The organism is Rhodobacter sp. Har01 (assembly GCF_020564565.1).
Classification (GTDB): Bacteria; Pseudomonadota; Alphaproteobacteria; order Rhodobacterales; family Rhodobacteraceae; genus Pseudogemmobacter.
Genome location: NZ_JAJCTD010000001.1, coordinates 457931 through 477087 on the forward strand (window position 1 = coordinate 457931; position 19157 = coordinate 477087).

At 68.7% G+C, this 19157-nt stretch carries 19 protein-coding genes; 16 read left to right on the forward strand and 3 right to left on the reverse strand.

All coding sequences use genetic code 11. The features are described from left to right. Positions 1-6: 6 nt before the first annotated feature. The 10 genes from LHP98_RS02195 to LHP98_RS02240 all read left to right on the forward strand — a co-directional run bounded on the left by LHP98_RS02195 (position 7) and on the right by LHP98_RS02240 (position 10176). Positions 7-1173, forward strand: coding sequence for an acyl-CoA dehydrogenase family protein (locus tag LHP98_RS02195; RefSeq protein ID WP_227250855.1), 1167 nt, complete (start codon positions 7-9; stop codon positions 1171-1173). Then, a complete protein-coding gene (locus LHP98_RS02200; protein WP_227250856.1) occupies positions 1170-2774 on the forward strand; it encodes a carboxyl transferase domain-containing protein in 1605 nt (534 codons plus the stop codon). Before LHP98_RS02195 ends, LHP98_RS02200 begins: the two co-directional genes overlap by 4 nt. Before the next feature lie 4 nt (positions 2775-2778). Continuing rightward, entirely contained in the window at positions 2779-3189 is a 411-nt protein-coding gene (locus LHP98_RS02205; RefSeq protein WP_227250857.1) for an ASCH domain-containing protein, read from the forward strand. Between the two features lie 3 nt (positions 3190-3192). After that, a complete protein-coding gene (locus tag LHP98_RS02210; protein WP_227250858.1) occupies positions 3193-5115 on the forward strand; it encodes an acetyl/propionyl/methylcrotonyl-CoA carboxylase subunit alpha in 1923 nt (640 codons plus the stop codon). After that, the gene (locus LHP98_RS02215; protein WP_227250859.1) at positions 5112-5759 is read left to right on the forward strand and encodes a glutathione S-transferase family protein; all 648 of its coding nucleotides are present in this window, start codon (positions 5112-5114) and stop codon (positions 5757-5759) included. Before LHP98_RS02210 ends, LHP98_RS02215 begins: the two co-directional genes overlap by 4 nt. Continuing rightward, complete coding sequence (locus tag LHP98_RS02220) at positions 5752-6609, forward strand: hydroxymethylglutaryl-CoA lyase (RefSeq protein WP_227250860.1); 858 nt, start codon at positions 5752-5754, stop codon at positions 6607-6609. Before LHP98_RS02215 ends, LHP98_RS02220 begins: the two co-directional genes overlap by 8 nt. Then, the gene (locus LHP98_RS02225; RefSeq protein ID WP_227250861.1) at positions 6606-7406 is read left to right on the forward strand and encodes a crotonase/enoyl-CoA hydratase family protein; all 801 of its coding nucleotides are present in this window, start codon (positions 6606-6608) and stop codon (positions 7404-7406) included. The genes LHP98_RS02220 and LHP98_RS02225 overlap by 4 nt, the downstream gene beginning before the upstream one ends. Before the next feature lie 131 nt (positions 7407-7537). Beyond that, positions 7538-8527 (forward strand): tRNA dihydrouridine(20/20a) synthase DusA, encoded by a 990-nt coding sequence (gene dusA / locus LHP98_RS02230; protein WP_227250862.1) that lies wholly within the window; start codon positions 7538-7540, stop codon positions 8525-8527. Positions 8528-8614: 87 nt separating this feature from the next. Continuing rightward, positions 8615-9430 (forward strand): sulfite exporter TauE/SafE family protein, encoded by an 816-nt coding sequence (locus LHP98_RS02235; protein ID WP_227251533.1) that lies wholly within the window; start codon positions 8615-8617, stop codon positions 9428-9430. Next, complete coding sequence (locus tag LHP98_RS02240; RefSeq protein WP_319638905.1) at positions 9427-10176, forward strand: hypothetical protein; 750 nt, start codon at positions 9427-9429, stop codon at positions 10174-10176. Before LHP98_RS02235 ends, LHP98_RS02240 begins: the two co-directional genes overlap by 4 nt. A gap of 207 nt (positions 10177-10383) precedes the next feature. Here the strand turns inward: LHP98_RS02240 and LHP98_RS02245 are convergent, their stop codons facing one another. From LHP98_RS02245 to ccmI, 3 genes are read right to left on the reverse strand one after another with little or no spacing between them, the layout of a single operon-like run. After that, positions 10384-10623, reverse strand: a complete 240-nt coding sequence (locus LHP98_RS02245; RefSeq protein ID WP_227250863.1) for a DUF1289 domain-containing protein — start codon at positions 10621-10623, stop codon at positions 10384-10386. Further along, entirely contained in the window at positions 10620-11105 is a 486-nt protein-coding gene (ruvX, locus tag LHP98_RS02250; protein WP_227250864.1) for a Holliday junction resolvase RuvX, read from the reverse strand. Before ruvX ends, LHP98_RS02245 begins: the two co-directional genes overlap by 4 nt. Next, on the reverse strand, positions 11102-12313 hold the full coding sequence (gene ccmI / locus LHP98_RS02255; RefSeq protein ID WP_227250865.1) for a c-type cytochrome biogenesis protein CcmI: 1212 nt from the start codon (positions 12311-12313) through the stop codon (positions 11102-11104). Before ccmI ends, ruvX begins: the two co-directional genes overlap by 4 nt. Before the next feature lie 242 nt (positions 12314-12555). Between ccmI and LHP98_RS02260 the strand changes: the two genes are divergently transcribed. The 6 genes from LHP98_RS02260 (at position 12556) to LHP98_RS02285 (ending at position 19068) form a co-directional block, all read left to right on the forward strand. Further along, on the forward strand, positions 12556-13803 hold the full coding sequence (locus LHP98_RS02260; RefSeq protein ID WP_227250866.1) for a sarcosine oxidase subunit beta family protein: 1248 nt from the start codon (positions 12556-12558) through the stop codon (positions 13801-13803). Positions 13804-13896: 93 nt separating this feature from the next. Beyond that, positions 13897-14220, forward strand: a complete 324-nt coding sequence (locus LHP98_RS02265; protein WP_227250867.1) for a sarcosine oxidase subunit delta — start codon at positions 13897-13899, stop codon at positions 14218-14220. Beyond that, complete coding sequence (locus LHP98_RS02270; RefSeq protein WP_227250868.1) at positions 14217-17228, forward strand: sarcosine oxidase subunit alpha family protein; 3012 nt, start codon at positions 14217-14219, stop codon at positions 17226-17228. Before LHP98_RS02265 ends, LHP98_RS02270 begins: the two co-directional genes overlap by 4 nt. Continuing rightward, the gene (locus tag LHP98_RS02275) at positions 17221-17772 is read left to right on the forward strand and encodes a sarcosine oxidase subunit gamma (RefSeq protein ID WP_227250869.1); all 552 of its coding nucleotides are present in this window, start codon (positions 17221-17223) and stop codon (positions 17770-17772) included. Before LHP98_RS02270 ends, LHP98_RS02275 begins: the two co-directional genes overlap by 8 nt. Before the next feature lie 175 nt (positions 17773-17947). After that, positions 17948-18382: a hypothetical protein gene (locus LHP98_RS02280; protein WP_227250870.1), complete on the forward strand. Its 435-nt coding sequence runs from the start codon at positions 17948-17950 to the stop codon at positions 18380-18382. Between the two features lie 83 nt (positions 18383-18465). After that, a complete protein-coding gene (locus LHP98_RS02285) occupies positions 18466-19068 on the forward strand; it encodes a superoxide dismutase (RefSeq protein ID WP_227250871.1) in 603 nt (200 codons plus the stop codon). Positions 19069-19157: the final 89 nt, after the last annotated feature.

A 19157-nucleotide genomic window follows, 5' to 3' on the forward strand; every position in this document is an offset into this window, starting at 1 on the left:
GACGAGATGTTCCACGCCACGCTGAACTTCGACCTGGGCGAGGACGTCGCCGCGCTTCGTGACATGGTCCACAAATGGGCGCAGGAGCGGGTGAAGCCGATGGCCGCCGAGGTGGACCGCAGCAACGTCTTTCCGAACGAGCTTTGGGCCGAGATGGGCGACCTGGGCCTGCTGGGCATCACCGTGCCCGAGCAATACGGCGGCGCCGGAATGAGCTATCTGGCGCATACCGTGGTGGTCGAGGAACTGGCGCGGGCCTCGGCCAGCGTCAGCCTGTCCTACGGCGCGCATTCCAACCTGTGCGTCAACCAGATCAAGCTGAACGGCACCGAGGCGCAGAAGCAGAAGTATCTGCCGCCGCTGATGGCGGGCCGGGCGGTGGGCGCGCTGGCGATGTCGGAGCCCGGCGCGGGGTCGGACGTGGTGTCGATGAAGTTGCGGGCCGAGCGGCGCGACGGTTTCTATGTGCTGAAGGGCAACAAGTACTGGATCACCAACGGCCCCGATGCCGACACGCTGGTGGTCTATGCCAAGACCGACCCCGACGCGGGGGCGAAGGGCATCACCGCCTTCATCGTCGAGCGGACGATGAAGGGCTTCTCGACCAGCCCGCATTTCGACAAGCTGGGGATGCGCGGCTCGAACACGGCCGAACTGGTGTTCGACAACGTCGAGGTGCCGTTCGAAAACGTGCTGGGCCTTGAGGGCAAGGGCGTGCGGGTGCTGATGTCGGGGCTCGACTATGAGCGCGTGGTGCTGGCCGGGATCGGGCTGGGCATCATGGCGGCCTGCCTGGACGAGGTGATGCCCTATGTCGCCACCCGCCAGCAGTTCGGTCAGCCGGTGGGGAACTTCCAGCTGATGCAAGGCAAGATCGCCGACATGTATGTGGCGATGAACACCGCGCGGGCCTATGTTTATGAGGTGGCGCGCGCCTGCGACCGCGGCCAGGTCACCCGGGCCGATGCCGCCGGTGCGGTGCTTTACGCCAGCGAACAGGCGATGGTGCAGGCGCACCAGGCGGTGCAGGCTTTGGGCGGGGCGGGGTTCCTGGCGGATTCGGTGGTCAGCCGGCTGTTCCGCGACGCCAAGCTGATGGAGATCGGCGCGGGCACCAGCGAGATCAGGCGCATGCTGATCGGGCGCGAACTCATGGCGGCGATGGGCGCATGAAACTGGCATCGCGGCACATTGCGGGAACCGAAGCCGCCCGGGTCAATCGGGCGGCGCATCTGGCGCTGCTGGATCAGGTGCGCACGGCGGCCGAGCATGCCGCGGCGGGCGGCGGTGAGCAGGCGCGGGCGCGGCATGCGGCGCGCGGCAAGCTGTTGCCGCGCGAGCGGGTGGCGGGGCTGTTGGACCCGGGGTCCGCCTTCCTTGAGATCGGCGCCACGGCGGCGCATGGCATGTATCACGGCGCGGCACCCTGTGCGGGGCTGATTGCCGGCATCGGCCGGGTGATGGGGCGTGAGGTCATGGTGCTGGCCAACGACGCCACCGTGAAGGGCGGCACCTATTACCCGATGACGGTGAAAAAGCACCTCCGCGCGCAGGAGATTGCGGCCGAGTGCCGCCTGCCTTGCGTCTATCTGGTGGACAGCGGCGGCGCCAACCTGCCCAACCAGGACGAGGTTTTCCCCGACCGCGACCACTTCGGCCGCATCTTCTACAACCAGGCGCAGATGAGTGCTGCGGGCATCGCCCAGATCGCCGTCGTCATGGGGTCTTGCACCGCCGGCGGGGCCTATGTGCCGGCGATGTCCGATGTCTCGATCATCGTGCGCGAGCAGGGGACGATCTTCCTGGCCGGTCCGCCGCTGGTGAAGGCGGCGACCGGCGAGGTTGTCACCGCCGAGGATCTGGGCGGCGGCGAAGTCCATACCCGGCTGTCCGGCGTGGCGGACTATCTGGCCGAGGACGATGCGCATGCGCTGGCGCTGGCGCGGCGGGCGGTGGGGAGTCTGGGGGGAGGCGGGGTGAACCCCGCCCCGCGCCAGTCGCCTGAAGCGCCGGCCCATGACCCGGACGAACTGCTCGACGTGGTGCCGGCCGACCTGCGCACGCCCTATGACATCCGCGAGGTGATCGCCCGCGTGGTGGACGGCAGCCGCTTCGACGAATTCAAGGCCCGGTTCGGCGAGACCTTGGTGACCGGCTTTGCCCATGTGATGGGCTGGCCGGTGGGGATTGTGGCCAACAACGGCGTGCTGTTTTCGGAAAGCGCGCAGAAAGGCGCGCATTTCATCGAGCTGTGCAGTCAGCGCGGCATTCCGCTGGTGTTCCTGCAGAACATCACTGGCTTCATGGTCGGCCGGAAATATGAAAACGAGGGCATCGCCCGGCATGGCGCCAAGATGGTGACCGCGGTCGCCACCACCGCCGTGCCGAAGATCACGATGCTGGTCGGTGGGTCCTTCGGCGCAGGGAATTATGGCATGGCGGGGCGGTCCTACAGCCCCCGGTTCCTCTGGAGTTGGCCGAATTCGCGCATCTCGGTGATGGGCGGAGAGCAGGCCGCCGGGGTGCTGGCGACGGTCAAGCGCGACGGGATCGAGCGGGCAGGGGGGGTGTGGAGCCCTGAGGAAGAGGCCGAGTTCAAACGTCCGACGCTGGAGATGTTCGACCGCCAGTCGCACCCGCTTTATGCCAGTGCCCGGCTGTGGGACGACGGCATCGTCGATCCCAGGAAGACGCGCGAGGTGCTGGCGCTGTCGCTGTCGGCCAGCCTGAACGCGCCCATCGGGGAAACCCGCTTCGGCGTGTTCCGGATGTGATGCCATGACCCTGGACGATGCCCTGGCCCGCCACCCCGGCGCCGCGACCGACCGCCCCGGCGACAGTGCCGCACTGAACGCCGAGATCCTGGCCCTCATGCGGGCGGGCAGGAAAACCGCCACCTGCGCCGCGCTTGCCGAGTTCTCGAAGGCCGAACCCGCGCCCGAGGTTGGCCGCACCGACATCGCGCTGGACTGGCAGGGCCGCCCGGCACTTGCCACCCGCACCACGGCGGTCGAGCGCCTGCGCTATGCCGACATGGATGCCGCGCGCGTGCCGCCGCAGCGAGAATTCGCCGATCTGCAGGACTGGCAGCGCGGCTATGCCCGCTACTTCGCCCGCATGGGCGCCTTCGATCCCGGCGTGGAAATGATCTGCGAGCGGTTCGAGATGGTCGAGGATTTTGGAGGCTAGGGGATGTTCCGCAAGATCCTGATCGCCAACCGGGGCGAGATCGCCTGCCGGGTCATCGCGACGGCCCGCCGGATGGGCATTGCCTGTGTCGCCGTCCATTCCGACGCCGACGCGGGTGCGCGGCATGTGGCGATGGCCGATGCCGCGGTGCCGATCGGCGGCCCGCGGCCCGCCGACAGCTACCTGCGCGGTGACGCGATCATCGCCGCCGCACTGGCGACCGGCGCCGAGGCGATTCACCCCGGCTACGGCTTTCTGTCCGAGAACCCCGATTTCGTCGAGGCGGTCGAAGCTGCCGGGCTGGTGTTCATCGGCCCCTCCGCCGCCGCCATCCGCGCCATGGGCCTGAAGGACGCTGCCAAGCGGTTGATGGCCGAGGCGGGTGTGCCGGTCGTTCCCGGCTATCATGGCAGCAACCAGGACCCCGAGCATCTGGCCGGCGCCGCCGATGCCATCGGCTATCCGGTTCTGATCAAGGCCGTCGCTGGCGGTGGCGGCAAGGGGATGCGGCGGGTGGACCGGCCCGAGGACTTCGCAGCCGCCCTGAAATCCGCGCGCGCCGAGGCCGCCGGCGCCTTCGGCAACGACGCCGTGCTGATCGAGAAATACATCCTCGCCCCCCGCCACATCGAGGTGCAGGTCTTCGGTGACGGGCAGGACGCCGTCCACCTGTTCGAGCGCGACTGTTCCCTGCAACGCCGCCACCAGAAGGTCATCGAAGAGGCTCCCGCGCCGGGCATGACGCCCGAGATGCGCGCCGCCATGGGCGCAGCCGCGGTGCGCGCCGCCGAGGCCATCGGCTACCGCGGCGCCGGCACCGTCGAGTTCATCGTCGACGGCAGCGATGGCCTGCGCGAGGACCGCTTCTGGTTCATGGAGATGAACACCCGCCTGCAGGTCGAACACCCGGTCACCGAGGCGATCACTGGCATCGACCTGGTGGAATGGCAACTGCGCGTCGCCGCCGGCGAACCCCTGCCGCTGCGACAGGACCAACTGTCGATCAACGGCCACGCCTTCGAGGCCCGCCTCTATGCCGAGGATGTGCCGGCGGGCTTTCTGCCCGCGACCGGCCGGCTGGCGCATCTGGCCTTCCCGCCTGGCGCCCGCGCCGACACCGGGGTGCGCAGCGGCGACGGCATCAGCCCCTGGTATGACCCGATGATCGCCAAGATCATCACCCAAGGACCCACCCGCGACATCGCGCTTTCCCGGCTGTCCCGCGCGCTGGACGACACGCAGGTGGCGGGCACGGTGACCAACCTTGCCTTCCTGGGCGCCCTGTCGCGCCATCCCGGCTTTGCCGCCGGACAGGTGGACACCGGCCTGATCGAGCGCGATCTGGCTGCCCTGACCGCCCCGCGCGCGCCCGACGCCACCGACCGCGCGATGGCGGCGGCTGCCCTGCTATGGGCCGCGCGCCTGCCCGAAGACCGGCTTGCGGGTTTCTCCCTTTGGGTGCCGCTGACCCATCGGGTGGCGTTGGAGGGCCTTGAAGGCCGCGTCACCCTTGTCCCCCCCGACACCGCCCTGATCGAAACCCATGGCGAGACCCTGACCGCCCGCCGCACGGCCGGCGGCTGGGACCTTGGCCTCGCCCTGACGGTGGTCGAAGCCGAGGGAATTCATGTCTTCGCCCCCGGCCGCGCTGCCAGCTTCCGACTGCACGACCCGCTGGCCCGCGACGCCTCTGCCGGCGCTGCTTCGGGTGTGACCCTGGCCCCGATGCCGGGCCTTGTCCGTTCGGTCGAGGTTTCCCCCGGTCAGGCCGTCAAGGCGGGCGATGCGCTCTGCGTGCTGGAGGCGATGAAGATGGAGCATTGCCTGCGCGCCGCCCGCCACGGCGTGGTGGCCGAGGTTCTTTGCACCCCCGGGGCTCAGATCGAAGCCGGGGCACCTCTGATCCGGCTGGAGGAAGAGGCATGATCCGCCTGCACCACGTTCCCGGATCGCGGTCGTTCCGGGTGCTGTGGCTGCTCGAGGAACTGGGCCTGCCTTATGAGGTGCGCCCGTGGTCGCTGACCGACGGCTCTTTGCGCACGCCCGAGTTTCGCGCACTGTCTCCCGCCGGCCGGGTTCCAGCCCTGGATCTGGACGGCGAGACGATCTTCGAATCCACCGCCATCCTGCAACTGCTGACCGAGCGCGAGCGCCGGCTGGCCCCGCAACCGGGGGCCGCCGACCGCGCGGCCTTCCTGCAATGGCTGGCGTTTGCCGAGACGCAGGCCAACATCGTGCAGGCGCTGAACATCCAGCACATCTTCCTGCGCCCGCCCGAGGCCCGTTCTCCTGCCCTCATCCGGCTGGAGACGAAGCGCCTGGCCCTGACCATGCAGGCGCTGGAGGCCCATCTGACGGGCCGAGAGACGATCCTCTCCGAATTCTCCGCCGCCGACTGTGCCTTCGGCTTCAACCTGGACGCCCTGTTCCGCTTCGTCCGCGCCGATGCCTACCCGGCCCTCGCCGCCTACCGGGACCGGATGCGCGCCCGCCCGGCCTATGCCCGCGCCCTGACGCAGGACGGCGACAGCCTTTACTCCCGGGATTTCTACGAGATGCCGAATGACTGATCGGGTCGAGATCTACGAGGTCGGCCCGCGCGACGGGTTGCAGAACGAAAAGCGGCTGATCCCGGCCGCCGACAAGATCGCGCTGATCCGGATGCTGGCCGATTGCGGCTTTGCCCGGATCGAGGCCACCAGCTTCGTCAGCCCGAAATGGGTGCCGCAGATGGCCGACGCGGCCGAGGTCATGGCCGGCATCCCGCGCCGCGCCGGCCTGCGCTATGCCGTACTGACGCCCAACCTTCAGGGATATCGGGCCGCCCGAACCGCCGGGGCCGACGAGGTGGCGATCTTCGCCGCCGCCTCGGAAGGGTTCTCGCGCGCCAACCTGAACGCCTCCATCGCCGAAAGCCTGGACCGGTTCCGCCCTGTCGCCGAGGCCGCCGCCGCCGATGGCCTGCCATTGCGCGGCTATGTGTCGGTGGTCACCGACTGCCCCTTCGACGGCCCCGTCGCCCCGCTTGCCGTTGCCCGCGTGGCCGCCGATCTTTTCGCGCTGGGGTGCCACGAAATCTCGCTGGGCGAGACGCTGGGCCGCGGCCAGCCGGACCGGGTGCGCGTCCTGCTGGCCGAGGTCATCCAGGCGGTGCCCGCCGACCGGCTGGCCGGGCATTTCCATGACACCGGCGGCCTGGCGTTGCGCAATATCGACGTGGCGCTCGACGCCGGGCTGCGGGTGTTCGATGCCTCGGTCGGCGGGCTGGGCGGCTGCCCCTATGCCCCCGGCGCGGCCGGCAACGTGGCGACCGAAGCGGTTGCCGCCCACCTGGCCGCCCGGGGCCTGGACACCGGGCTGGACCGCGACCGGCTGGCCGAAGCCGCCGCCTTCGCCCGCGGACTGAGAGGACCGTCATGACCTACGAGACCCTTTCCGTCACGGCCGACGCCAGCGGCATCGTGCATCTCGCCCTCAACCGCCCCGACAAGCGCAACGCCCTCTCGGCACAGATGATCGCCGACCTGACCGCCTTTGCGGCTGCCGCCGCGCCGCGCCGTGACTGGCGGGCGGTGATCCTGTCCGGCGCTGGCGACGTGTTTTGCGCCGGCGGCGACCTTGACTGGATGCGCGCCCAGATTGCCGCCGACCGTGCCACCCGCATGAGCGAGGCCCGGAAACTGGCCGACATGCTCAAGGCCCTGAACGAGTTGCCTCAGCCGCTGATCGGCGCTGTCCAGGGCGGGGCCTATGGCGGCGGCGTCGGCCTGGCTGCGGTCTGCGACACCGTCGTCGCCGCCGAAGACGCCCGGTTCGGCCTGACCGAAACCCGCCTTGGCCTGATCCCGGCCACCATCGGGCCCTACGTCATAGCCCGAATGGGCGAGGGCCGCGCGCGCCGCGTGTTCTTTTCCGCCCGCCTGTTCGGCGCGGCCGAGGCCCGCGACCTGGGCCTCGTCGCCCGGATCGTTGCCACGGCCGACCTGGCCCAGGCGGCCATCGAGGAAGCCTCGCCCTACCTTGCCACCGCTCCCGGTGCCGTGGCCGCCGCCAAGCGGCTGGCCCGGCAACTCGGCCAGGGCGGCACCACCGAGGCCGCTGTCGAAGCCAGCATCACGGCCCTGGCCGATGCCTGGGAGGCGCCTGAGGCCGCCGAAGGCATCGCCGCCTTCTTCGGCAAGCGCCGGCCCGCCTGGGACAGGGCTCCGTCCGGTTAACCTGCGGCCATACCTGCGGCGGCCTGGCTTCGCGGTGGTGGCGATCCGGAACCTGCGGTATCACTGCGCTGAATCGGGACAGCCGGGCGCGGACGACAGGTCATCGCCCGGACCCGCTTGCGGATCAGGGAATGACGACAGAGCAACCGCACCGCCTCTCCGTCGCGCCGATGATGGACTGGACCGACCGCCAATGCCGGTTCTTTCACCGGCTGATGACGCGGCGGGCGATGCTGTATACCGAGATGGTGACCTCGGCGGCCATCGTTCATGGCCCGGTGGCCCGCCTGCTGGACTTCAGTGCCAGGGAACATCCGGTGGCGCTGCAACTGGGCGGCTCTGATCCGGCCGAACTGGCGGCCGCCGTGCGGCTGGCCCGGGACTGGGGCCATGACGAGGTGAACCTGAACTGCGGCTGCCCCTCGGACCGGGTGCAGTCGGGCTGCTTCGGGGCGGTGCTGATGGAACGCCCCGGTCTGGTGGCCGCATGCGTGGCGGCGATGGCGGCCGAAAGCCCGGTGCCGGTGACGGTGAAATGCCGGATCGGGGTGGACGATCAGGACCCCGAGGCGGTGCTGCCGCGGTTTCTTGAGACGGTGGCCGAAGCTGGGGTACGCCACTTCGTGATCCACGCCCGCAAGGCCTGGCTGCAGGGCCTGTCGCCGAAGCAGAACCGCGATATTCCGCCGCTGGACTACGGCCTTGTCCTGCGCATGAAGACGCGGTTTCCCGAGCTGACGATCTGCCTCAACGGCGGGGTCACCACCCTGGACCAGGCGCGCGACCTGCTGGCCCGCGGCCTGGACGGCGTGATGATCGGCCGGGCCGCCTATCACGATCCGGGCCGGGTGCTGATCGGAGCCGATGCGCTGTGGGGCGACCCCTTCGCCCCCGCCCCGGACGCGGTGGTTCGGGCCATGCTGCCCTATGTTCAGGCACATCTGGCCGGTGGCGGGCGGCTGCACCAGGTCACCCGTCACATGCTGGGCCTGTTTCACGGCCAGCCCGGGGCCAAGGCCTGGCGGCAGGTGCTCTCGGTCGAGGGCGCGCGCGAAGGGGCAGGACCGGAGGTGCTGCTCGCCGCGCTTGACCGTGTGGCGGGGGCGGCGCGGGCCGCCTGATCGGCGTCGTTTCCCGGCTGGCGCCCGACCTGTGCAAGGGGATAGACGGGGAAGACGCTTGCCGCCAAAGGACCAAGGCCAATGCCGCTGCCCGAGCTTTCGACACTGATCCCGCTGCTGATTGCCCTGATCGTGATCGGCGGTTTTGCCGGGGTGATCGGTGGGCTCTTGGGCGTCGGGGGCGGCATCGTGCTGGTGCCGGCCTTCTTCTACGCCTTTGGTGCACTGGGATATGGCGGCGGCCAGGTCATGCAGGTCTGCGTTGCGACCTCGCTGGCCACCATCGTGGTGACCTCGATCCGCTCTGTCTCGTCGCATCACCGCAAGGGGGCGGTCGACTGGGAGGTGCTGCGGAGCTGGGCGCCCTGGCTGGTGGGGGCCTCTGCTCTGGGCGTGTTTGTCGCTGCCCGGGTGCCTTCGGCGGCGCTGCAAGTGGTGTTCGGCGCGCTGGCCGGGCTGGCGGGCCTGTGGATGGCCTTCGGCCGCGACACTGCGCGGCTTGGCGATGCGATGCCGGGGCAACCGCTGCGCGGGGCGCTGGCGTCGGCGGTGGGGTTCTTCTCGGCGCTGATGGGCATTGGCGGCGGCACCTTCGGGGTGCCGCTGATGACGCTGTTCGGCATGCCGATCCACCGTGCGGTCGCCACCGCCTCGGGCTTCGGCGTGCTGATCGCGGTGCCGGCGGTGCTGGGCTTTCTGGTGGTGAATGTCGCGCAGGCCCCGCCCTGGACGCTGGGGGCGGTGAACCTGCCGGCCTTCCTGGTGGTCATCGGCACCACGCTGTTGACCACGCCCTGGGGTGTGCGGCTGGCACATGAGATGAACCCCAAGCCCCTGAAAAGCGCCTTTGCGGTGTTCCTGACGCTTGTGGCGCTGAACATGCTGCGCAAGGTGATCTGGTGACCGTTGAAAGCGGCTGGCTGCGGATCGGCCCCGACCCCGCGATCGCCGCCTGGGCCGCGGCCGCCCTGCCAGTGGCCGAAGCGGCCATCGCTGCCAGCCCCGAGCCCTGGCGATGCGGCGAAACCTGGTTCGTCGGCGTGGACGCGCTGCCGAACGGACCGGACGGGCGTATGGGGGATGCGCCGTTTCCCTGGGCCAGCCTGCCGCTGACGCCCGTTCCGCTGCACCGGGCACAGCTTTCCACTGTCCGGCCCGGCTATCCGCGCCCCTGGGCGGGCGAGGACGAGGCCGCCTTCGGCTTTCGCCTGCGTCGCGATGCGGCGCATCTTGACGGCCCGCTGCCCACAGGTCCCGACCGCCAGCGGCAGATCAAGGAACCGCATGCCTGGGTACTGGGGCTGCCGCTGAACGAATGCGGGGCAGCGGCCTCGCCCCTGGTGGTCTGGGAGGGCAGCCCTGCAATCTTGCGCGCTGCCTTGCAGGCAACCCTGGCCGGGCACGACCCGGACCTGTGGGGCGGTGTCGACCTGACCGACGCCTACAAGGCCGCGCGCGCCGAGGTGTTCCGTCGCTGCCGGCGAGTCGAGCTGCCGGCCCTTCCGGGCGAGGCGATCCTGCTGCACCGCCTGACGATCCATGGCGTTGCACCCTGGGAGCCGGACGCCACGGCCCCTGCACCCGGTCGCATCATCGCCTACTTCCGGCCTTGCCTGCCATCGGTTCAGGACTGGCTCGCGCGGCCCTGACCCGGGCGCACCAACCTGCCGGGCGATGCGCTCCGCGCGGGGGGCATTCAAGCCAGGATGCAACGGCATGGACTTCATCTTGGCGCAAATACCCCGGGGGGGTCTTCGCGGCACGCGAAGACGGGGGCGGAGCCCCCGCCTGAGGAGGAGCCTGCAAGGCGACGACGCGGCAGAAGGCCTGCGCCCGCCCGCGGGCGCGCCATCAGATCATCCGTCGGACCGGTCCAGCCGTCCGTTGCGGCCACCGCGGCGTTTCTGCAGGCGGTCGGCGCGGCCGGGCAGTTCGGCCATCAAAGCGGCGCGCGCCTCGTGCGACAGCCGCGACCAGACCGAGATTTCCTCGATCGTGCGGTAGCAGCCGACGCAGAGCCGTGCTTCGGGATGCACGACGCAGAGCTTCACGCAGGGCGACTGGATTTCGTCGCGTGCCCAGACGTCATCCTTCACGATCCGCCCCGCTCTTGCCCGATCCGCGCCAGACGATCCAGCGCGCCTTGCAGGATATAGCCGGCCGCCACCGCATCGATCACCTCTTTGCGACGCTTTCGCGACGCATCCGCCTCCAACAGCGCTCGTTCGGCCGCAACTGTCGAAAGCCGCTCGTCCCAGAACGCCATCGGCCGGTCGGTCATCCGCTCCAGGTTGCGGGCGAAGGCGCGGGTCGATTGCGCGCGCGGCCCCTCGCTGCCATCCATGTTCAAGGGCAGGCCCAGCACGATGCCGCAGACCCCGCGCGCGGCCAGCAGCGCCAGCAGCGCCTCGGCATCGGCGGTGAACTTGACCCGGCGGATCACCGTTGCGGGCGTCGCGACCGACCGGCGCAGATCGGACAGCGCCACGCCGATGGTCTTTTCGCCCAGGTCCAGGCCAGCCAGGGCGCCGCTGCCGGGAAGCGTTGCGGCGTAAGCCGCGAGGTCGGCGCAGATCACGGCGTCACGCCGGCTACCCCGGCGGCCTCGGTCAGCGTGGCCAGATCCTCCGTGCGACCGGCAAACCGCTCTTTCGCCTCGTCATAGATCGCCTGGGCCTCTTCGACGCGCCCCAGGACGCCAAGCGAGGTGATCAGCCGGGCCCATTCCGCCGCCGTGCCGCCTTCGCTGGCCAGACGCTCGGACAGCTGGGCAACCATGCCCTCGACCATCGCCTGCTGCTCTTCGGGGCTCATCCCGGCCACAGCCGCCATGTCAGGACCGGCCGGGTCCTGGGCGGCAGCGCCGTCCGGCAGGCGATAGCGGATGCCGGCCAGTTCCGCGACGGTTTCGATCCTTTCGCGCGCGGCCATCACCCAGGGCGCCTCCGGGTTGCCGAATTCGGCGATGGGCCGCCAGAACTCGAAGGCCCGGTCGAAGCGTCGGCCCTGCATGAACAGGTCACCAACCAGGAACAGCGCCACTTCGTTGCCCATGTCCAGCTTCAGCGCCGCGCGCAACGCGGCCTCGGTCTCGGGCGAGATGTAGCCGTCGGCTTCGGCCACCAGGGCAACGGCCAGGCTGACGTGGTCATACGAAGTCGCCTGGTCGCCCATGACCTCGATGTAGCGCTGCATTGCCAGGGCCGCCGCGCGGAAGTCGCCGGCCGCATAATGGGTCTCGGAGGCCGCCTTCAGGGCGGCAGGGTCTGATTCGGCTGCCAGGTCCGCCGCGATCTTCGCCGCCGCCGCGGTGTCGATGGGACGGCCCGCCGAAGCAAGATAGTCCGCCTGCGACGGACGGGACGCAAGGTTCGCATCCAGTTCGGCCAGGCGACGCTCAAGCGGCATGTCGCGATACCAGGGGGTCCCGGTCTGGCGATAGACCGCCAGCGCTGCCAGGCCGGCGGCAACCAGCAGAACGGTCGAGACGACCAGCGACGTCTTGCCCGAGCCGGCGGATGCGGCCGGTTTGTCGGTGGTCAAGGTCTTGTCGGCCGCCAGAAGTCGGCGCGCGATCTCGGTCCGCAGCCGCTGCGCTTCGGTTTCGCCCAGCGTTCCCCGGGCAAGGTCGCGGTCGACCTCGGTCAACTGGTCGCGATAGACCTGGATGTCCTGCAGGGCCGCCGGCGCGGCTGTGGTGCGGCCGCGCCACAGGCTGACCAGCAGCAAGATCGCCACACCCAGCGTCAGCGCACCCGCGCTCGCCCAGAACTCCAAGTCTTGCATCGTCGCGCCCAATCCCGCTCTGGCCTCGCCCGCCCGATGTAGTGCTTTGGCCGCGACGACAAAAGGCCCCATTCCACGCAGTGCCCGATTGGTGCGCCGATCCGGGTGCCGCAACTGGCACTCGTCGACCTCGATGTCGCATTTTTCCCGATTGTGCCGCCTCAGGACGGGGGTATAACGCGCCTGCGTTCCAAGACGGGTCAGGACGGCTCGTCCCAAGGCTCGATGCGGAGAACCCTTGCATGCAGCGCTATTCGGTCTTTGCCATTGCCCGCGAGGCGCTACGCCACCACACCGGGTGGGAACGGGCCTGGAAAAGCCCCGAACCGAAGGCCGCCTACGACGTCGTCATCGTCGGCGCCGGCGGGCATGGCCTGGCCACGGCCTATTACCTGGGCAAGAACCATGGGATCACCAATGTCGCGGTGATCGAGAAGGGCTGGCTGGGCGGCGGCAACACCGGCCGCAACACCACCATCATCCGCTCGAACTACCTGCAGGACCCCTCGGCCGCGATCTACGACAAGGCGCTGCAGCTGTACGAGGGCCTCAGCCAGGACCTGAACTACAACGTCATGTTCAGCCCGCGCGGCCTCTTGATGCTGGCGCAAACGCATCATGAGGTGCGGGGCTACCTGCGCACGGTTCATGCGAACCTGCTGCAGGGCGTGGCAACGGAATGGATCAGCCCGCAGCGGGTGAAGGAGCTGGTTCCGATCATCAACATCGACGGCCCGCGCTATCCGGTGCTGGGGGCGCTCTATCAGGCGCGCGGCGGCACCGCCCGGCATGACGCGGTGGCCTGGGGCTATGCCCGGGCCTGCTCGGCCATGGGCATGGACATCATCCAGACCTGTGAAGTGAAGGGCGTGCGGTCGGAAAACGGCGCGGTCGCTGGCGTCGAGACGACGAAGGGATACATCGCGTGCAAGAAGCTGGGCATGGTCGTCGCCGGCCATTCCGGCCAGCTGGCCGACATGGCGGGCTTCCGCCTGCCGATCGAAGCGGTCGCCCTGCAGGCTCTTGTCAGCGAACCGATCAAGCCCTGCATGGATGTGGTGGTGATGGCCAACACCGTGCACGGCTACATGTCGCAATCCGACAAGGGCGAGATGGTGATCGGCGGCGGCACCGACGGGTTCAACAACTTTACCCAGCGCGGGTCGTTCCACCACATCGAGGAAACCCTGCGCGCCCTGGTCGAGACCTTTCCGATGATCAGCCGCCTCAAGATGCTGCGGCAATGGGGGGGGATCGTCGACATGACCGGAGACCGCTCGCCCATCATCTCGAAAACGCCGGTGGGCAACTGCTTCATCAACTGTGGCTGGGGCACCGGCGGGTTCAAGGCCATTCCGGGCAGCGGCTGGGCGATGGCCGAACTGATGGCCAGGGGCGAACCGGGCCCGCTGGCGGCCGAGTTCAGCATGTGGCGCTTCAAGGAAGGCCGGTTCATCGACGAATCGGTGGCGGCCGGGGTGGCGCATTGATGCGGGACTCCGATTTTTCGTCGAAAAATCGTGGTGTTCGAGTTCGAGTTTTCGACGAAAACTCGGGCGCGGGATGGAAACGGGAACGCACAAATGCTGCTGCTTGAATGCCCCTACTGCGGCGTGAAGGCCGAAGAGACGGAACTGACCCCGGGCGGTGAGGCGCACCTCAAGCGCTTCGGGCCGGGCTCGGCGCCCGAGGAATTCGAGGCCTACATGTTCGCCCGAAAAAACCCCAAGGGCGTGCATTTCGAACGCTGGCGGCATGCCTACGGCTGCGGCAAGTGGTTCCTGGCTGCGCGCTGCACCGCCACGCTCGAGGTGTTTGGCACCTACCCGGCGCAATGCCCGGAACCGCCACCGGAGCTGGTGAAGAAGATCAAGGCCAAGCGGCCGAACTGGAAGGGCTGGAAATGAGCGCGCGGCTTTCTTCGGGCGGGCGGCTGATCGACCGGACTGCCGCAATCGAATTCACCTTCAACGGCAAGCGTCTGCGCGGCTTCAAGGGCGACACGCTGGCCTCTGCGCTGCTGGCCAATGACCAGATGCTGGTCGGTCGCAGCTTCAAGTACCATCGTCCGCGCGGCATCGTCGCAGCGGGCGCGGAAGAGCCGAATGCTCTGGTCGGGCTGGGCGAGGGCGGCCGGTTCGAGCCGAACCAGCGCACCACCACGACCGAACTGTTCGCGGGGCTGGTCGCGGCCTCGCAGAACCACTGGCCCAGCCTGGAGTTCGACATCGGTGCGGTGAACGCCCTGGCCGCGCGGTTTCTGCCGGCGGGCTTTTACTACAAGACCTTCATGAACCCGCGCCCGGCCTGGAAGCATGTCTTCGAGCCGATCATCCGCCGCTCGGCCGGCCTGGGCAAGGCGCCCAAGGATCGCGACGCCGACCGCTACGAATATGCCTATGCGCATTGCGACCTGCTGGTCGCCGGGGGCGGCGTGGCGGGCCTGCAGGCGGCGCTGATCGCCGGCGCGGCCGGGGCGCGGGTGATCCTGCTGGAACAGAACGTCATCTGGGGCGGCCGTGCCCCGGTGGATGGCGATTCGATCGACGGAAAGCCCGCGGCGGAATGGGTGAATTCTGCACTGGAAGCTCTTGGCAAGATGGAGAATGTCGCGCTGCGCAGTCGCTGCATGGTGGCCGGGGTCTATGACCACGGCTATGTGCTGGCCGAAGAGCGTGTGGCCGACCATACGCCCCGGGATGGCCGTCCGAAAAAGCGACTCTGGCGCATTCGGGCCACCCGTATCCTGTCGGCGACAGGCGCGCTGGAACGACCGCTTGCCTTTGCCGGCAACGATGTTCCCGGGGTGATGCTGGCCGCGGCAGTGCGCGACTATCTGGTGAACTTCGGGGTGCTGCCCGGCGACCGCACGGTGGTGGTGACCAACAACGACGACGCCTACCGCACCGCCATCGCGCTGAAGGAGGCGGGGCTTGAGGTGCCGGCGGTGATCGACGCCCGCAGCCAGGTGACCGGTGCGCTGCCGCAGCGCGCGCGCGCCTTGGGCATTCGGGTGGAAGCCGGCAAGGCCGTGGTCAAGGTCAAGGGCGGCAAGCGGGTGACCGGCGTCGCCATCGGGCTGATGGTCGGCGAGGGTTCGGTGCTGGAAGAGATCGGCTGCGACGTGGTCGCCATGTCTGGCGGCTGGTCCCCGGTGGTGCACCTGTGGAGCCACTGCGGCGGCAAGCTGACCTGGGACCAGGTTCGCGCCATGTTCCGTCCCGATGCATCTCTTCCTCCGCTTGGCCACGACGGCGCGGCCCTGGTCGTCGCCGCCGGCGCGGCCAACGGTGCGCTGACCGCGCCAGAGGTGCTGGCCGACGCCGCCAAGGCAGCGGCATTGGCATGCAGACTATTGGGCCTGAACGGAACGTCCCAGGCTTTGGCCGTTGCCGAGGCCCCTGAGGAAATGCCACTCAAGCCGGTCTGGACCATGCCGCAGGTTGCCAAGGCCAGCCTGCGGGCGAAGATGTGGCTGGACTTCCAGAACGACGTCAAGGTCAGCGATGTGCAACTGGCGGCACGCGAAGGCTATGAATCGGTCGAACACACCAAGCGCTATACCACGCTCGGGATGGCGACGGATCAGGGCAAACTAAGCAATATCAATGGACTGGCAATTCTTGCTGAAGTTTTGAATGAAGAGATTTCGGCGGTCGGCACCACCACCTTCCGCCCGCCCTACACGCCGGTCATGATCGGTGCCCTGGCCGGCGAGGCGAGAGGCGAGATCTTCCAGCCGCTGCGTCGCACCCCGATGCACGCCTGGCACGAACAGCACCGCGCCTACCTGGAACCGGTCGGTCTCTGGCGCCGCCCCTATTGCTATCCGCGCCCCGGCGAGACGCATGAGCAGGCGGTGCACCGCGAAATCCTGAACACCCGGGCCAACGTGGGCCTGCTGGATGCCTCGACCCTGGGCAAGCTGATCGTCAAGGGGACGGACGCGGGCCGGTTCCTCGACATGCTCTACACCAACATGATGAGCACCCTGCCGGTGGGCAAATGCCGCTACGGGCTGATGTGCAACGAGCAGGGCTTCCTGTCCGACGACGGCGTGGTGGTGCGGCTCAACGAGGACACCTGGCTGTGCCACACCACATCGGGCGGGGCGGACCGCATCCACGGCTGGATGGAGGACTGGCTGCAGTGCGAATGGTGGGACTGGAAGGTGTATACCGCCAACGTCACCGAGCAATTCGCCCAGATCGCCGTGGCCGGCCCCAAGGCGCGGCTGCTGATGGAAAGGCTGGGTGGCCTCGATGTCTCGAAGGAGGCTTTGCCCTACATGACCTTCGTCGAGGGGACGCTGGCCGGGTTGCCGGTGCGGGTCTACCGGATCAGCTTCTCGGGCGAGCTTTCCTATGAGATCGCGGTTCCCGCCAGCCATGGCCTCGCGTTGTGGGAGAAGCTGGCCGAGGCCGGGTCCGAGGTCGGCATGATGCCCTATGGCACCGAGGCGATGCATGTGATGCGGGCCGAGAAGGGCTTTGTCATGATCGGGGACGAGACCGACGGCACCGTTATCCCGCAGGATCTGGGGCTGGACTGGGCGATCTCGAAGAAGAAGGCCGACTACCTGGGCAAGCGCGGGCAGGAGCGGACCTATCTGGCCAGCCCCGACCGCTGGAAGCTGGTCGGGTTCGAGACGCTGGACGGCTCGGTGATCCCGGACGGGGCCTATGTCATCGACCAGGGGGTCAATGCCAATGGGCAGCGGAACGTGCAGGGGCGGGTCACCTCGACCTATTTCTCGCCGACGCTGGGCCGGGGGATCGCGATGGGCCTGCTGAAACACGGGCCGCAGCGGATGGGCGAGGTGGTCGAGTTCAACCGGATCGACGGCAGCACGGTGGCGGCGCGGGTGGTGAACCCGGTATTCCTGGATGCGGACGGGGAGAAGCAGAATGTCTGAGCCGGTTTCCGCCCTGGGGGGCGCCACGTTCGAGGGGTTCGCGACGGTGCGCGAGGTCGGGCCCTGGGGGATGATCGCGCTGCGGGCCAGGCCCGAGATCGAGGCGCTGGCGGCGGCGGTCAAGGCGGCAGTGGGCACGGGCTTGCCGGCGGCACGGCGGATGGACTGGGCCGGGGATCGGGGCTGCGGCTGGATGAGCCCGGACGAATACCTGCTGGTCCTGCCCTATGGCGAGGTTCCAGCTGCCCTTGCCGCGCTGGAGGCGGGGCTGAAGGGGCAGCATGTCCTGGCCGCCGACGTCAGCGACGCCCGGGCGGTGTTCCGCATCGAGGGTGACAAGGCCGACCAGGTCCTGCGCAAGCTGACCCCGGCGGACCTGGACCGGATGGCGCCGGGCGAGTTGCGGCGGACCCGGGTGGCCCAGGTCGCGGGGGCCTTCTGGGCCGACGAGGGCGGGTATACCCTGGTCGTCTTCCGCTCGGTTGCGGGCTATGTGATGGGCCTGCTGAGCCATTCGGCGCAGCCGGGGTCGGAGCTGGGCTGACGCGGGTGTCCCATGATGGGACATGCTGCAGCCTGAGCGATTCCAATGACTTGCGGTCGCGAATTCACGAAGTCTTAACCTTCTGTCCCGCCGCCCGCCTTGGCGAGGCCCAGGCTTGACGGCGTGCCTTGCCGCAGAAATACTCTGCCCGGGTTCCGTCCTTGAGAGTGCCGTAATGATCAATCCTGCCAAAGCCCTGCGCCTGTCCGTTGCGGGTCTTGTCGTTGGCCTTGCCGCGGCCCTGCCGGCCGCCGCCCAGACCGGCACCACCTACGACTGCAGGTTCGAGGTGTCGGGCGCCCACATGGGCTGGCTGCCCGCGACGGTGATCCTGTCTCACACCGCGGGCGAGACGACCGCGCAGGCGCGCGATCCGTCGATCGAGGGCCCCGAAGGCGGGCCTTACGAGGTGAAGGTGGAAACCGACAACGCCAAGCGCACCACCTTCACCCTGCGGCGGAAGTCGAAAAGCTCGACCAACCAGCCGGTCACCGTCAACTACCGGCTGACGGTGATGAAGGCCGACCTGAGCGCGACGCTGTCGGCCAAGCTGCTGGGCTACACCAATAGCTACTTGGCCCGCGGCCAGTGCGAACGGCGCAACGGCTAGGTCTTCCTTGCGGCCGGGCTTGACCTTCGCGGCCCCAGCCCCCTTATTCAGGGCAAGCGAAAACGCGAACAGGAGATTCAGCTATGGCCTTCACGCTGCCCGACCTTCCCTATGCGCACGATGCGCTTGCCCCCCTGGGCATGTCGAAGGAAACGCTGGAATACCACCACGACCTGCACCACAAGGCCTATGTCGACAACGGCAACAAGCTGATCGCCGGCACCGACTGGGAAAAGCTGTCGCTGGAAGAGATCATCCGCGGCACCTACCAGGCCGGCGCGGTGGCGCAGAACGGCATCTTCAACAACGCCAGCCAACACTGGAACCACAACCTGTTCTGGGAAGTGATGGGGCCGGGCGAGGCCAAGAAGATGCCCGGCGCGCTGGAGAAGGCGCTGACCGAGGCCTTTGGCAGCGTGGCCAAGTTCAAGGAGGACTTTGCCGCCGCCGGCGCCGGCCAGTTCGGCAGCGGCTGGGCCTGGCTGGTGAAGGACAAGGATGGCAGTCTGAAGGTCACCAAGACCGAGAACGGGGTGAACCCGGTCTGCTTTGGTCAGACCGCGCTGCTGGGCTGCGACGTCTGGGAGCACAGCTACTACATCGATTTCCGCAACAAGCGCCCGGCTTATCTGACCAACTTCCTGGACAAGCTGGTGAACTGGGAGGCGGTCGCGTCCCGGATGTGACCTCGGCGCGCAGGATGACATGACCAAGGCCCCGTGCGACTGGCGCGGGGCCTTTTCGTTTTCAGGGTGCATTTCCGGGGTGCATTTTC